Here is a 15,316-nt window from a genome sequence, read left to right on the forward strand (position 1 = left end):
AATGAAAGTAGAAAATATTAGTGTAGAGGAAATAGAAGATGTTTTCAATTTATATGATATTGCCTCAGCTTATCAGAAAAGTAAAAAATCTGTAGTAGTCTGGCCTGAATTTGATAGGAATATGGTTTCTGCTGAAATAGTTGAACAAAGACAGTTTAAATTGGTCATTGATAATCAGATTGCTTGTATCTGGGCCATCACTTTTTCTGATGCTCAAATTTGGATGAAAAGAAATGAAGACCCAGCCATTTATATTCATCGCATAGCCACAAACCCAGGTTTTCGTGGTCATAATTTTGTTGCTTCAATTGTAGATTGGGCAAAAGATTATGCAGTAGTGTATGCTAAACAATTTATACGTTTAGATACCATTGGAAATAACGACCGCTTAATTAAGCATTACTGTGCTTGTGGGTTTAATTTTTTAGGCATGTTTAATCTATCAGATGTTGATGAACTTCCATCTCACTATAAAGAAGGACCTGTTTGTTTATTTGAAATTGATTTAAAAAAAGAGCATAATGAATCCTAGAATCGTTGAATTAAAATCGAAACAACTATTAGGGCTCAATCAAGAAATGAGCCTAGTGGATAATAAGACTTTTGAACTTTGGAAAAATTTTAGACAACGTAGTAAGGATATTTTAAATAAGTCGTCTCAAGATTTTATCTCATTACAAATTTATCCTAAAGGTTATTTTGAAACCTTTTCTCCCGCTAAAAGATTTGTAAAGTGGGCTTGTGTAGAAGTAGATGATAATGAAAATATTTCTACAGATTTTCAGCGTGTAATTCTAGAAGGCGGATTTTATGCTGTTTTCAATTATAAAGGTACTGTAGAAAGTGCCCCCGCTTTTTTTCAATATATTTATGGGGAATGGATACCCAATTCTGATTATAATTTAGATGACCGCCCGCATTTTGAAGTGCTGGGAACCAAATACAAAACCAACGATCCTAACTCAGAAGAAGAAGTTTGGATTCCGATAAAAGCGAAATGAAAAACCCCGAAAAAGCACCTTGGTATTATTTGTTATTGCTGATTCTGGCAGGGGAAAGTGTCTTTATTTTGCCTTTTGTATTGCAGCGCGTTTTTAGACCTACCGTTTTAAAGGTTTTAGAGCTTGATAATGTTTCATTAGGGTTGTGCTTTTCTGTATACGGATTTGTAGCCTTGGTGTCGTATTTGCTGGGCGGACCTTTAGCCGATAAATATCAGCCAAGAAAATTAATAGCCATAGCGCTGTGGATGACTGCCTTGGGAGGATTGGTTTTTGCTACATTTCCCGATTATTTCATCTTGCAGGTGCTCTATGGTTTCTGGGGATTCACTACTATTTTTCTATTTTGGTCACCTATGATTAAAGCTACACGAGTTTGGGGCGGTCAAAGCTCTCAGGGAAAGGCCTTCGGATTTTTAGATGGTGGTAGGGGATTGGTAGGTGCGCTATTTGGTACTTTGGGGGTGCTTGTTTTTTCTCATTTTATGTCGGCAGATTTAGAAGTTGCCACTTTAGAAGATAGTAGGTTTGCTTTTAGGTATGTGATATTGACATCTTCAGCAATAGTATCGATTGTAGGTGTTCTGGTTTGGTTTTTTATGCGATTGCCTGTAAGTCTTGAAAACGATATTGTCATAGAAAGAATCACCGTTTCGCAAATTAAAGAAGTGCTGCGCTTGCCTTCGGTCTTATTATTAATGATTATTATTTTATGTGCGTATGTAGGATATAAAATCACCGATGTTTTTTCGCTTTATGCACAAGATGTTATGTTGTACAATGAGGTAGAATCTGCAGAAGTAGGTACGTTTTTATTATTCGCAAGACCTATTGTGGGTATTTTTATAGGGGTCATTGCAGATCGCTCTAGACCAAGTCTGTTTTTATTGTTAGGCTTTGTAGTTGCTTTAATAGGCTCGTTAATCTTTGCTTCTGGATTGGTTGCCGATGTTACTTATTTTATGTTCTTATTTTCTATCATGATTGTAGCACTAGGGGTATATGCCATTCGTTCATTATACTTTGCGGTGATGCAAAGTGGTAAAATTCCGTTGGTGCTTACCGGCACTGCTGTGGGGTTAATTTCATTGATAGGCTATACTCCAGATATTTTTGCTGGTCCGGCAATGGGGTATTTATTAGATGCATCACCCGGCTTAAAAGGGCATCAACATGTTTTTTGGATGTTAGCCGCATTTTCTTTTATTGGTGGAATAGCCGCGTTTAGATATTTTCAACTTTATGGCAAACCATTTAATGACAAGACCCAAAAATCTTAATTTATTATTATCTGGTGTTGTGGTCATCATAGCTGGTGTAATCTATGGTGGTCACCCAACGTATATTATGCCCGAACTCTTGGGTTTTGAAGTAGAGGATTTAGAATTGAAAAATATGCTGCGTGCAGTAATGGGTATTTATATGGGCGTAGGGCTATTCTGGATTCTAGGCTCTTTTAAAACGAAACTTTGGTATGGAGCAACCTTATGTAATGTGCTTTTTATGGGCGGAATTTCTTTTGGTAGAATAGTAAGTACACAGTTCGATGGAGTTTCGCCATTATTTACGCCCGCATTAATTCTAGAACTATTGTTCTTTGGTTGGGGATTATTTAATCTTAAAAAATATACGAAAATAGAGCAGGTATAGTGCTTCTTAAAAATCTAACTTCTTCTTGCGAAGTTCGAAGTTTTGACCTAGATAAACCTTACGTACCATTTCATCGGCGGCCAAATCTTCTGGAATACCAGATTTTAAAATTCCTCCTTCAAACATTAAGTAAGAACGTTCTGTAATAGCAAGCGTTTCTTGAACGTTGTGGTCAGTAATAAGTATACCAATGTTCTTGTTCTTTAACTGTGCTACAATACGCTGTATGTCCTCTACAGCAACCGGATCAACCCCCGCAAAAGGCTCATCTAGCAGAATAAATTTTGGATCGGTAGCCAAAGCACGTGCAATCTCGGTTCTTCTTCGCTCACCACCGGATAATAAATCGCCACGGCTTTTGCGAATATGACCTAAACCAAACTCTTCTATAAGCGACTCCATTTTCATGTGTTGCTCTTTTTTGCTCAATTTGGTCAGTTGAAGTACACTTAGAATATTCTTTTCAATACTTAGCTTTCTAAAGACGGATGCTTCTTGTGCCAAGTACCCAATACCATTTTGGGCTCTTTTGTACATGGGGAATTTTGTTATCTCCATGTCATCTAAATAGATGCTGCCTCCGTTTGGTTTTATAAGTCCAACAATCATATAAAAGGATGTGGTTTTACCGGCACCGTTAGGACCTAGTAATCCTACAATTTCACCTTGGTTTACTTCAAGTGAAATTCCTTTAACCACCCTACGACCTCTGTAGGACTTCATTATATTGTCGGCACGTAACTTCATATTTTCAAATCTATTGGTTATTGGTCTGTTAGAAAAGTAATTGGCGATTTTTTAACCTTGTTGGTTTTCTAATTCTTCCCAATATTCATACGCTTTTCTTAAATGTGGTATAACTATGGTACCACCAACTAAAGTAGCAATACTTAAAGTTTCCATGACCTCTTCTTTAGAAACGCCTTCGTTAAAAGAGCTTTCTAAATGATATTTTACACAATCATCGCAACGTAAAACTGTAGACGCTACAAGACCTAATAACTCTTTTGTTTTTACATCTAAAGCACCGGCAGCAAATGCATTAGTGTCTAAATTAAATATGCGCTTTACAATTTTATTATTATCAGCCAACAACTTATCGTTCATTTTAGAACGATACGCATTAAATTCTTCAATTTGATTTGACATTTTTATTTGCTTTTTTTTCTTTTTCAGCTTTTTTTCTTTCTTTTCTCAATACCATCTTAGAAATAAAAATACTTATTTGATAAAGTACAATTACCGGTATGGCAACTATAATCTGACTTGTAACATCTGGAGGTGTAATTACCGCAGAAAGTATTAGAACAACGACCAGGGCAATCTTTCGATATTTCTTCATCAATTCAGGAGTAACCAAACCTACTTTGGTCAAAAAGAAAATGATGATCGGCAACTCGAATAATATACCACAGGCGAGTACGGATATTTTTAACGTGCCTATGTAAGAGTCTAGATCGAACTCGTTTAAAACAGAATCACTTACAACGTAGGATCCTAAGAAGTTAATAGAAAGTGGTGCTACAATGTAGTAACCAAATAACACTCCTATGAAAAATAACATGGAGGCGATCAGTATAAATCCGCGAGAGTTTTTGCGTTCATTGGCATGTAACCCCGGACTAATAAACTTCCACATTTCATATAAAATATACGGAAACCCAATAATGACACCTGCCCAGATAGAAGTCCAGATATGGGCTGAAAATTGCCCGCCCATTTCTCTACTTTGGATCGTAAAAGGAAATTCGTCTCCGCAGAAAGAAGAGTTTATTACCGTAAACGATTGCACTTTATTTAGCCAAGTAGCAATATCGCAAAAGAAGCGATATGTTGGGAAATTCATGTTTTTAGGACCGAAAATAACGGTGTCAAAAATGAAACCTTTCATTAAAAAAGCAACACTTCCTATGATGACAACTGCCAATACAGATCTTATTAAATGCCATCTTAATTCTTCTAAATGATCAAGAAAAGACATTTCGTTCGGTGGCGTGGTAGTTTTGGAACTCATTATAAAATACCTTCGTTTATTAAATTATGTAAATGGATAACGCCAACATAAGAATCTTCATGCATGGCTAGCAATTGTGATATTCCTTTTTTTTGCATATGCTCTAAAGCTTTAATAGCTAAGGTGTTTGCAGGAATCGTTTTTGGGTTTGTGGTCATAATATCTTGAGCGGTCAACCCTTTGATATTGTCATGTTTGTTTAACATACGTCTAATATCGCCATCGGTTACGATACCTACAACTTTTTTACCATCAAGAACAGCGGTGACTCCCAACATTTTTTTGGAAATTTCTACTATTACCTTTTTGACCTCTTCATCTTTTTGCACTTGAGGAACTTGATTTTTGCTTACCAAATCAGCAACTCTTAGATATAATCTCTTGCCTAGTGAACCGCCTGGGTGGTATTTTGCAAAATCAGCACTGCTGAAACCTTTTATTTCTAAAAGAACAACGGCAAGTGCATCGCCCATGACTAATTGTGCTGTGGTACTCGTTGTTGGAGCCAGACCATTAGGGCAAGCTTCCTTGTCTACATGAGTGTTTAAAATAAAATCTGCTTGTTTTGCCAAAAAAGAATCCGTGTTCCCGGTCATGGCAATTAGCTTATTTGTACCTCTTTTTATGAGTGGGACCAGCATCTTGATTTCTGGTGTATTTCCACTGTTAGAAATGCAGATGACCACATCATTATCTTGTACGGTTCCCAGGTCTCCGTGTATGGCATCGCCAGCGTGCATGAAGATGGCGGGAGTTCCCGTAGAATTCAGAGTAGCAACAATTTTGGTAGCAATGATAGCGCTCTTGCCAATACCTGAAATTATTACCCTTCCTCTTGCTTGGATAATGCAGTTTACGATACTAGCAAAATCATCGGTCAAAAGAGAGGAAAGTTGTGCAATAGCGTCACGCTCAATTTCAATGGTTTTTTTCGCTAAGCCAATAATGGTGTCCGTTGCAATCAATCTATTATTCAAATTATGGATTGTATTCCTAAAAGAATGTATTATCTTTAAGTTGACAAAATTAAACAAACTTAATTTTAAATGCTGATTATCGCATGATAAATTAGAAATACCCAGCTAGGTATTTCATAATTTTGTTCACTAATAAATTTTAAAGTAAGTAGTGTCCCCTTAAATGTAACATGTGACAGACAGTAAAGAATTTGATAATATAGATTTACGTTCCTCATTAAAAAAATATTTTGGTTTTTCTAAGTTCAAAGGACTTCAAGAAGATGTAATTAAAAATGTTTTAAATAAGAATAATACGTTTGTAATTATGCCAACGGGTGGTGGTAAATCTATGTGCTACCAGCTTCCGGCCCTAATGCAAGAGGGAACGGCTATTATTGTTTCCCCGTTGATTGCTTTAATGAAGAATCAGGTAGATGCCATTCGTGGGGTGTCTTCTGAAATTGGAATAGCCCATGTGCTAAATAGTTCATTGAACAAAGGAGAAATAAAACAGGTAAAACAAGATATAACCAATGGTGTTACCAAGTTGTTGTATGTGGCGCCAGAATCATTGACCAAAGAAGAAAATGTTGAATTCTTGCGTTCGGTTACGGTTTCTTTTGTAGCAGTAGATGAAGCGCATTGTATTTCAGAATGGGGCCATGATTTTAGACCTGAGTATAGAAACCTTAAATCTATTGTGGAGCGTTTGGGAGATAATATTCCCATAATAGGGCTTACCGCTACGGCGACCCCAAAGGTTCAAGAAGATATTATTAAGAATTTGGGAATTGGTGGTGCAAAGCTTTTTAAAGCTTCTTTTAACCGACCAAACCTATTCTATGAAGTACGTACCAAAACAGAAAATATTGAAGCGGATATTATCCGTTTCGTGAAACAGAATTCTGGAAAATCAGGAATTATATATTGTTTAAGTCGTAAAAAGGTAGAGGAATTAGCACAAGTATTACAAGTTAATGGAGTAAGTGCCGTGCCTTATCACGCAGGGTTCGATGCTAAAACTAGATCTAAATATCAAGATATGTTCTTGATGGAAGATGTAGATGTTGTGGTGGCAACCATTGCCTTTGGTATGGGAATAGACAAGCCAGATGTACGTTTTGTAATTCACCACGATATTCCAAAAAGTATTGAAAGTTATTACCAAGAAACAGGTAGAGCCGGTAGAGATGGAGGTGAAGGTCATTGTTTGGCTTATTACTCCTATAAAGACATTGAGAAACTAGAAAAGTTCATGTCAGGTAAACCGGTAGCTGAGCAAGAAATTGGCAATGCTTTATTGCAGGAGGTAGTAGCATATGCAGAGACATCAATGTCTAGACGTAAATTTATGCTTCATTATTTCGGTGAAGAATTTGATGATATCAACGGAGAAGGTGCCGTTATGGATGATAATACCCGAAACCCTAAAGAGAAAGAAGAAGCTAAAGACAATGTTGAAAGACTGCTTACCGTTGTAAAGGGCACTAGTGAAAAGTTTAAATCTAAAGAGATTGTAAATGCTTTACGAGGCAAAACCAATGCTATTATTTCCTCACATAAAACCAATGAAAAGGAATTCTTTGGAATAGGTTCTGATAAAGATAAAAGCTATTGGATGGCCCTTATTCGACAGACATTGGTTGCGGGGCTTCTAAGAAAGGAAATAGAACAATACGGAGTACTACATGTAACGGATATTGGGAAGGAATTTTTAGCGAACCCTTCATCATTTATGATGACCAAAGATCATGTGTATAATGCAGAAAATGATAATGCTATTGTTGGTGCTGCCAAATCTGGAGGTATTGCAGATGAGAAATTATTAAAGCAGTTAAAAGATTTACGTAAAGCACAGGCCAAGAAATTAGGTGTTCCGCCTTTTGTAGTATTTCAAGACCCTTCATTAGAAGATATGGCGTTGAAATACCCTATTTCACATGAAGAACTATTAAACGTTCATGGTGTGGGTGAAGGTAAAGCTAAGAAATATGGTAAGCCGTTTATTGTATTCATAGCTGCCTATGTTGACGAAAACGAAATTATTAGGCCAGATGACCTTGTGGTTAAAAGTACAGGTGCAAATTCTGCGTTGAAATTATATGTGATACAGAATGTAGATAGAAAATTGCCATTGTCCGATATTGCTTCTTCTAAAGGATTGGAAATTCCTGACCTTATCAAAGAGATGGAGCAAATTGTGTATAGTGGTACAAAATTGAATCTAAATTATTGGATCGATGAGATTTTAGATGAAGATCAACAAGAAGAAATTCATGAGTATTTTTTAGAATCTGATTCAGATGATCTAGAAGAAGCCATGTCAGAATTTGATGGTGAGTACGAAGAAGAAGAATTACGATTGTACCGACTAAAATTCATTAGTGAAGTTGCGAACTAAATAATTGTGATAATAAAAGTAAAAATCCCTTTGCTATTCTATGCTATAGACTAACAAAGGGATTTTTTATTGAACACTATTTTTAATAAAAAAAGGTTTTAACGCGCTGCTGTTCCGTTAATAGTTTTATTTTTTCGTAATTGTCTTTGTATTTTTTTTATGGCAGATTCTATAGATTTTTCTGGTTCTATAATATTGTATTCTCCCCAAAAATAGGGATCTGCAAAACCAATTGCTTCATCACTTAGTATAATGGAAGACTTCATTCTATCTTTATGTTTTGGGTAGGTTTTATCAGGGTTCTTTTCCCAATCCGTAATAGCCATTTCGCAATTCATACTATACACAGAATTGAATAAGCGTTTTTTCCAATTAATTTTAAATTCTAGTAAAACATTACTATACCCATAATACCATTTGCCGTCTTTTTCCCTATAGTCTACACGGTATGATACTTCTGTTGGCCATACCTCCGCATTTTTTGGTTTTTTTCTGACAAACATTTGAGAAGCCAATCTCTTATCTGTGATGTTAAGGGAATATATGGCGCTAGTTAATATTTTATTCTCCGCATCTATGTATAATTTACCATGGTATAAGGGATCTATGATTTCAGGTTTTTGCTTAAAATCTATGACATAAATTAATTGATCATTTACACGTGTAGAGGTGTCAAAAGAGAAATCGTAATAGGCTAATGTCTCTACGGTAAAAATGTAATTAGGATATTTTACCATATCAATAAATAAGGTGTTGAACGGACCACCTTGTAGTTTTAAAGCTACGGTGTCCAACTTGGTGTAATCAGTACTTTTACGTGCTTTGTACAGTTCAAGGGCATCGGTCTTTTTAGAAGAATATGGAGTTTTGTAAATGTTCACTACCGCTTCGGAAAGGCTCACATTGGTTCTTCTTTTTTTTATAGTTTCCCGGTAAAAAGCAGTCATGACGGTGCTTTCGTTTAAGTAGTTGTCACCTTTTTTGTTCAGTGTTTCTTTTACCAGTGCCTCTGCATCGTTAGGTGCATCAATACGGGCTTCGGATAATGCCATGACAAATTCTGTCATGAAGATTTTGTTCTTTTTTTGCTCTAATTCTGTAATAGCAATTTGTTTGGTTTTATATCCTAAAAAAGCAATGGTTAAATTGTTTTCCGTATATTCATTTGGCACTTTTAAAGAAAACTGCCCTTCAGAGTTAGTAATGGTGGTAACATTGGTATTGTTTACAGTAAGTGTAGCAAAAATGAGCGGTTTTTTGCTATCGGCATCCAAAACTTCACCAGAGTATTCGGTATAAGTAATAGCTTGTGCCAATACTATATCAGTCCCCATTCCTATATATAGAAAAAATACCAACAAGTATTTGACACTATAATGTCTTGCAGAAAAAATGTACTCTTGAAACATGGCGTATCTTTTCTTATTAAGATAGTGATTTATAATGAATTATGTGTGTAATTTTTTTTAAATCGTTATGCATGTAGATGTACAAAAGAAAAAATAGGGTAATTATATGTTCTTTGATGATGTGCTAACCAATCTCTTAATTTCTTTTAATTCTTCTTCGGTTAAATCACGCCATTTACCAACGGGTACATCTAGTTGGATATTCATAATTCTAATTCGTTTCAACTTTTTGACTCTATAATCTAAATGTTCGCACATTCTACGGATCTGTCTGTTAAGACCTTGAGTAAGAATGATTCTAAATTGATAAGTGCTGACTTCAAAAACATTACACGGTCTAGTTACCTGATCAAGAATAGGAACCCCTTTGCGCATTTTATTTAAAAAATCTATTGTAACTGGTTTGTCTACCGTTACCAAATATTCTTTTTCATGGTTATTACGAGCGCGTAAAATCTTGTTTACAATATCACCATCATCGGTTAAGAATATGAGTCCCTCGCTTGGTTTGTCCAATCTGCCAATAGGGAAAATTCGTGTAGGATAGTTGATGAAATCAATAATATTATCTTTTTCAACGGCTGTATCAGTAGTGCAAACAATACCTACGGGTTTGTTGAATGCCAAGTAAGTTGATTTTCTTTTGCTTTCCTTTATTAGTTCCCCATCTACTTTTACGATATCGCCAGCTGATATTTTAGTGCCCATTTCCGGTACTTCTCCATTTATGGTTACTCTACCTTGGTCAATTAATTTGTCTGCAGCTCTGCGTGAACAATAACCAGCTTCGCTGAGGTACTTGTTTATTCTTGTTTTATTGGTGTTGTCTTGCATAGTTACCGTGATGTTTCTTATGTTTATTTTCTACTCGCTTCTTGCTGGTAGATTTCTCTTCCTAATTGTGCTAGAAATGGTATTCCAATTTCATCGTACTCAAAGGTGTCGTCATTAAATATACCATCTTTGTTTACTAGAATTGTGGCGGTCAAAAGAAAATCAATATTGTTTTTTGTATCTTTTATATATGCACAATCTGTTAACGTACCATAGGCATATCCTACTTTATTATATATTTCTATGTGTTCTGGTATGTCTTTTTTAGTATCGCCAAACATGAAAAATTTACAATAGCTATCGTAATACGTAACTGGATCGTAACCTGCTTTTTGTGGTGTAGTATGCATTGCTTGTAGCAAAAGTTGTCTTTGCAATTCACTGATTTTAAAACGTTGGGATAATTTAAAGTTTTGTGGAAACAATACTCTTTTTAATAGGTTGTGCTGTGCTGAAATTGGATAATAGTTCTTTTGACTAAAATTAAATGGAGCTTCAATTAACGCATCATCTTCATAATACCCTATGCCTTTATCAATTTGTGAAAGTTGTAAATGTTCTGGAGTTTTATTCAAAAGTGATTGGGTGATTCCGGTGGTAGAATCGTTCAAATAAATAATTAAAGGTTTTGTTCTTAGGTCATCTGAATGATATTCTAGTCTATGGCTTAATCTTACAGGTGAAATTCCTTTATTCGTTAAATTCTGATTAATGGCTTCAAAACCTAAAAACTCTACCAATCTATTGTTCGCTAAATTGTCACTAACTACAAAAATTTCAGAGATATCTTTTGCAAACGTACTTTCAATTGTGTCGCCTTCAATATAATATCTGGTGTTGATCGCTAAGGTGTCTATTTCATTCAACTTTTCTAAGGCTAACACTGCCGTAGGGAATTTAACCGTGCTTGCAGGATAAAAATACATACTGTCATTCACCTGAAAATCATAATCGGTAAAAATTATACTGTCATTTCTCCTATTGATCTGTGTGTATTTTATTTGTACCTGATGGTTTTCTAGACTATCCATAACCCTTTTTATTCTAGGGTCACTTGATGATAATGCAACCTCAAGAAGATTTAAGTGCTGCCTTTCTTGAACGCAAGCGGTTAATAGGGTACAACATAAGAAAAATAGTAAGAGTTTCATGCTCGGCTGTTTGGTTTACGGTGTATAAACTTCACCACGGTGAGGTTTAAGTAGGTCTCTGACGGTAATCATTTCCCTTTCTTCTACGACCATGAATGCAATACTGTACATGTCGTTTATTTCTTTAAACCCGGTAATGCTTAACGCCGTTTTTTCAGAAATTATAAATTCATTCAAGTGTTTAACATGGTGTTCTGCTGTTTTTAATGCCGCAGGGCCTCTAAAATCCCAAATTAGTTTTATTTGTCGCTCCAAGAATTTGTGGTGTTAAGTTGTAAAATGAGTTGGCAAATTTACCTAAAAATTGGCAGTTTATAGGCTGTTTAAAACGAGAATACAGCGTATCGAATTGCTATTTTTAATTGATTATTAGCTATTTGTTTTATCTTGTACTCCTTAAAAACGTGTTAAGTAAATGATTATGTATTTGCACACGTTTTGGTTATTGCTATTTTTGTTCGATGTTTTTTAAAAAATTAATGTTTTTACTTTCTAAGGTTCATCCCATTTTGATTATAGGGATGATTTCTGTGATTTTTATTTCTTGTGACGGCCTTTTTAAGAAAGTAGATGACAAGAAGGTCATTGCTAGAGTAGGTGAGTCTTTTTTGTATAAAGAGGACCTAGCTCCGTTGCTAACTGAAAACATGACAAAAGGGGATAGTGCTTCGTTCGCTATTAATTATATAAATAATTGGGCTTCAAAGCAATTGTTGCTATCCAAGGCTAAAATCAATTTATCAGAAGATAAACTGGCAGAATACAATGCTTTGGTAGATGATTATAGAACTGAATTATATACAAGTGTTTATAAAGAGGCGTTAGTAGCCCAGGCTATAGATTCGGTTATTACCAATGAACAGCTGAATACGTTCTATGAGAATGCTAAAGAGAATTTTAAACTTAAAGAGCGAATTGCAAGAATTAGGTTTGTTGCCCTTCCGAAAGGATTTTTAGATCAAGATGAAGTTGGTAAACGTTTAAAAAGATTTAAAAAAGAAGATATTAGATATTTAGATTCTATTGGTGTTCAGTTTACTAAATTGAATTTTAACGATTCTATTTGGGTGCGTTACTCTAGAATATTCGAAGAAATACCCCCAATTACAACAGATAATGCCAATATGTACTTAAAAAATTCACAATTTTTTGAATTGGAGGATTCAATCGGGGTATATTTGGGGAAAATAGAGGAAACGAAAGATGTAAACGATATTGCACCTTTGACCTTTATTAAGCCTACAATTGAACAAGTTTTATTAAGTCGTAGAAAATTAGACTACCTACGCAAATTAGAAACTGAATTATTAGATGAAGCAATCAAGGATAATGAATTTGAAGTTTTCGAAAACAAAAAATAGTATTTACATAGGTGCAGTATTACTGTTCTCTGGTGTGTTGACAGCACAGGAAGAGGAACAAAATGGTTCGGCAAATGAAACAACACCTATGATTGCTTTAACGGAAATAGTCCCGGTTAAAAAAGATACTTCCATAAATTTCAAAAGAATTAAATTAGATGGTATCGCTGCAGTTGTAGGTGACTATGTAATTTTAGACTCTGATATTGAAAAAACGTTGATAGATCTCAAGAGTCAAGGTGCATCTACGGAAGATATTACCCATTGCGGTCTTTTGGGCAAGTTAATGGAAGATCGTTTGTATGCTAACCAAGCTGTTCAAGATAGTATTTTGGTTTCTGATGATGAGGTAAACGCAACCGGTGACCGTCAGCTACAGTCTTTAGTTCAGCAAATAGGTTCTATGGACAAGGTTTTAAAGTACTATAAGAAAACCGATGAAGCTAGTTTTAGAGAAGAACTTTATAAAATTAATAAACTGCGTATGCTTTCTGAGCGTATGCAACAAGATATCATTAAAGAGATTGAAATTACACCTGAAGAGGTTCGTCAGTTCTTTAATAAGATTCCAGAAGATGAGCGTCCGGTATTTGGTGCTGAATTAGAGATTGCACAGATTACCAAAGAGCCAGAACCATCTGAAGAAGAAAAACAAAAGGTAATTGATAAGTTAAATCAAATTAAGGCTGACGTTGATGATAATGATGCTAGTTTCAGTGTAAAGGCAATTCTATATTCTCAAGATCCAGGTTCTAAGTCTAAAGGTGGGTTTTATAGTATTACAAAAGACACCGGTTTTGATAAAAAATTTAAAGATGTTGCCTTTAGTTTAAGAGAAGGTGAAGTTTCTGAGCCTTTTGAAACGGTATTTGGTTTCCATATCATCTACATTGAAAAGATTAGAGGTCAAGAGTTAGATTTGAGACATATTCTGATTCAGCCAGAAATATCCCAAAATGTAATGGATGAAGCGAAAGCCGAGTTGGATAGTATCCGGAAAAAAATAATAGATGGAAAATTCACTTTTGCAGAAGCGGCCTTGAATTTTTCTGATGAGAAAGAAACGAAGTTTGATGGTGGATTATTACGTAATCCAGTAAACTTTGATTCTAAGTTTGAGTTGACTAAGATGGATCCTACCCTTTATAACCAGGTGCAGAATTTAAAGGATAATGAAATAACACATCCTGTTTTGGAACAAGATCCAAGAGGTGGGGCTCCTAAATATAAAATTCTTAAGATTACCAATAGGTATGATGAGCATGTGGCAGATTTCTCTAAAGATTATACTAAGATTCAAGAATTAGCGCTTACCGAAAAGAAGTATAATGCCATTAAAAAGTGGATGGATGAGCATATAAAGGATACTTATATTAGTGTTAACGATGAGAACAAAGATTGTGAGTTCGCTAACAACTGGGTAAAAGAGTAAATATATGTCAGACGTTGCAGCAATAGAACGCCTAGTAGTAAAACATACGGAGCTTAAAAAGGAAATAGCCAAAATCATTGTAGGTCAAGATGAGGTTATTGAACAAATTTTGCTTTCTATTTACACAGGTGGTCATTCATTGTTGATCGGCGTGCCAGGTTTGGCAAAAACATTAATGGTAAATACCATTGCACAAGCTTTAGGGCTTGACTTTAAAAGAATTCAGTTTACACCAGATTTAATGCCAAGTGATATTCTTGGTAGCGAGGTATTGGATCAGAACAGAAACTTTAAGTTTATTAAAGGTCCCATATTTTCAAATATTATTTTGGCGGATGAAATTAATAGAACTCCGCCAAAAACGCAGGCTGCACTTTTAGAGGCTATGCAAGAACGCGCGGTAACCATTGCCGGTCATCAACATAAATTAGATTTGCCATATTTTGTACTGGCAACACAAAACCCAATTGAGCAAGAGGGTACCTATCCTTTACCAGAAGCGCAGTTAGACCGTTTTATGTTTGCCATAGAATTAAAATATCCGTCTATCGCTGAAGAAATTCAGGTAGTGAAAAATACAACTGCGGATAGAAAACAAGTAGTGAACCCATTATTTAATGCCCAAGATATTTTAGCAATTCAAGATTTAGTACGTAGAGTGCCGGTTGCTGATAATGTGGTGGAGTATACGGTTAAATTGGTGAACAGTACAAGGCCTAATTTAGATTCAGCTTCAGATTTTGTAAAGCAATACTTGGATTGGGGAGCAGGACCAAGGGCTTCTCAAAATCTTATTTTGGCAGCTAAGGCTCATGCGGCCGTTCACGGTAAATTTTCTCCAGACATTGAAGATGTACATGCCGTAGTTAAAGGAATACTTCGTCATCGTATCATTAAAAATTACAAAGCAGAGGCAGAAGGTATCAGTGAAGAAGATATTATCGATAGATTACTTTAAGAACTGTTACTTTTCTACATTTTTTGAAGAAATTAAACAAATAGTTGTTATAATTCTTTGATTTTCATGTGCTTTATTTCTCATTTGAGAAAAAAGACCTAATCGTACTTATTTAATTTTAAATGCGTTCTATATTGTTTAATTTT

At 35.1% G+C, this 15,316-nt stretch carries 16 protein-coding genes; 8 read left to right on the forward strand and 8 right to left on the reverse strand.

Annotated elements, in window-relative coordinates:
• Position 1 precedes the first annotated feature (1 nt).
• The 4 genes from BW936_RS08240 to BW936_RS08255 are packed head-to-tail and all read left to right on the forward strand — an operon-like array spanning position 2 to position 2,651.
• A complete protein-coding gene (locus BW936_RS08240; protein ID WP_076547996.1) occupies positions 2–532 on the forward strand; it encodes a GNAT family N-acetyltransferase in 531 nt (176 codons plus the stop codon).
• Positions 522–1,001 (forward strand): GyrI-like domain-containing protein, encoded by a 480-nt coding sequence (locus BW936_RS08245; RefSeq protein ID WP_076547850.1) that lies wholly within the window; start codon positions 522–524, stop codon positions 999–1,001. Before BW936_RS08240 ends, BW936_RS08245 begins: the two co-directional genes overlap by 11 nt.
• A complete protein-coding gene (locus tag BW936_RS08250; RefSeq protein WP_076547851.1) occupies positions 998–2,281 on the forward strand; it encodes an MFS transporter in 1,284 nt (427 codons plus the stop codon). The genes BW936_RS08245 and BW936_RS08250 overlap by 4 nt, the downstream gene beginning before the upstream one ends.
• Positions 2,259–2,651, forward strand: a complete 393-nt coding sequence (locus BW936_RS08255; protein WP_076547852.1) for a DUF4345 domain-containing protein — start codon at positions 2,259–2,261, stop codon at positions 2,649–2,651. The genes BW936_RS08250 and BW936_RS08255 overlap by 23 nt, the downstream gene beginning before the upstream one ends.
• A 6-nt stretch (positions 2,652–2,657) precedes the next feature.
• Here the strand turns inward: BW936_RS08255 and lptB are convergent, their stop codons facing one another.
• From lptB to BW936_RS08275, 4 genes are read right to left on the reverse strand one after another with little or no spacing between them, the layout of a single operon-like run.
• Complete coding sequence (gene lptB, locus BW936_RS08260) at positions 2,658–3,398, reverse strand: LPS export ABC transporter ATP-binding protein (RefSeq protein WP_068486398.1); 741 nt, start codon at positions 3,396–3,398, stop codon at positions 2,658–2,660.
• 51 nt (positions 3,399–3,449) lie between these two features.
• Positions 3,450–3,800, reverse strand: coding sequence for a carboxymuconolactone decarboxylase family protein (locus BW936_RS08265; protein WP_076547853.1), 351 nt, complete (start codon positions 3,798–3,800; stop codon positions 3,450–3,452).
• Positions 3,784–4,665 (reverse strand): twin-arginine translocase subunit TatC, encoded by an 882-nt coding sequence (gene tatC, locus BW936_RS08270; RefSeq protein WP_076547854.1) that lies wholly within the window; start codon positions 4,663–4,665, stop codon positions 3,784–3,786. Before tatC ends, BW936_RS08265 begins: the two co-directional genes overlap by 17 nt.
• A complete protein-coding gene (locus BW936_RS08275; protein WP_244156181.1) occupies positions 4,665–5,642 on the reverse strand; it encodes a KpsF/GutQ family sugar-phosphate isomerase in 978 nt (325 codons plus the stop codon). Before BW936_RS08275 ends, tatC begins: the two co-directional genes overlap by 1 nt.
• A gap of 172 nt (positions 5,643–5,814) precedes the next feature.
• Between BW936_RS08275 and BW936_RS08280 the strand changes: the two genes are divergently transcribed.
• The gene (locus BW936_RS08280) at positions 5,815–8,025 is read left to right on the forward strand and encodes a RecQ family ATP-dependent DNA helicase (RefSeq protein ID WP_208611110.1); all 2,211 of its coding nucleotides are present in this window, start codon (positions 5,815–5,817) and stop codon (positions 8,023–8,025) included.
• 98 nt (positions 8,026–8,123) lie between these two features.
• Here the strand turns inward: BW936_RS08280 and BW936_RS08285 are convergent, their stop codons facing one another.
• From BW936_RS08285 to BW936_RS08300, 4 genes are all read right to left on the reverse strand, one after another.
• Positions 8,124–9,359 carry a carboxypeptidase-like regulatory domain-containing protein gene (locus BW936_RS08285; protein WP_076547999.1) on the reverse strand — a complete coding sequence of 412 codons (1,236 nt, stop codon included), beginning with the start codon at positions 9,357–9,359 and terminating at the stop codon, positions 8,124–8,126.
• Between the two features lie 177 nt (positions 9,360–9,536).
• Positions 9,537–10,268 (reverse strand): 23S rRNA pseudouridine(2604) synthase RluF, encoded by a 732-nt coding sequence (gene rluF, locus BW936_RS08290; RefSeq protein ID WP_076547855.1) that lies wholly within the window; start codon positions 10,266–10,268, stop codon positions 9,537–9,539.
• A 23-nt stretch (positions 10,269–10,291) separates the two neighbouring features.
• Positions 10,292–11,419, reverse strand: a complete 1,128-nt coding sequence (locus BW936_RS08295; protein WP_076547856.1) for a serine hydrolase — start codon at positions 11,417–11,419, stop codon at positions 10,292–10,294.
• Between the two features lie 15 nt (positions 11,420–11,434).
• Entirely contained in the window at positions 11,435–11,674 is a 240-nt protein-coding gene (locus BW936_RS08300) for a hypothetical protein (RefSeq protein WP_076547857.1), read from the reverse strand.
• Between the two features lie 224 nt (positions 11,675–11,898).
• Between BW936_RS08300 and BW936_RS08305 the strand changes: the two genes are divergently transcribed.
• Genes BW936_RS08305 through BW936_RS08315 form a run of 3 tightly spaced genes read left to right on the forward strand, consistent with a single transcriptional unit; the run spans position 11,899 to position 15,170 of the window.
• Positions 11,899–12,780, forward strand: a complete 882-nt coding sequence (locus tag BW936_RS08305; protein ID WP_143744071.1) for a peptidyl-prolyl cis-trans isomerase — start codon at positions 11,899–11,901, stop codon at positions 12,778–12,780.
• Positions 12,749–14,212: a peptidylprolyl isomerase gene (locus BW936_RS08310; protein ID WP_076547859.1), complete on the forward strand. Its 1,464-nt coding sequence runs from the start codon at positions 12,749–12,751 to the stop codon at positions 14,210–14,212. Before BW936_RS08305 ends, BW936_RS08310 begins: the two co-directional genes overlap by 32 nt.
• Positions 14,213–14,216: 4 nt before the next feature.
• On the forward strand, positions 14,217–15,170 hold the full coding sequence (locus tag BW936_RS08315) for an AAA family ATPase (protein WP_076547860.1): 954 nt from the start codon (positions 14,217–14,219) through the stop codon (positions 15,168–15,170).
• Positions 15,171–15,316: the final 146 nt, after the last annotated feature.

It is taken from the genome of Maribacter ulvicola (assembly GCF_900155985.1).
Lineage (GTDB): Bacteria > Bacteroidota > Bacteroidia > Flavobacteriales > Flavobacteriaceae > Maribacter > Maribacter ulvicola.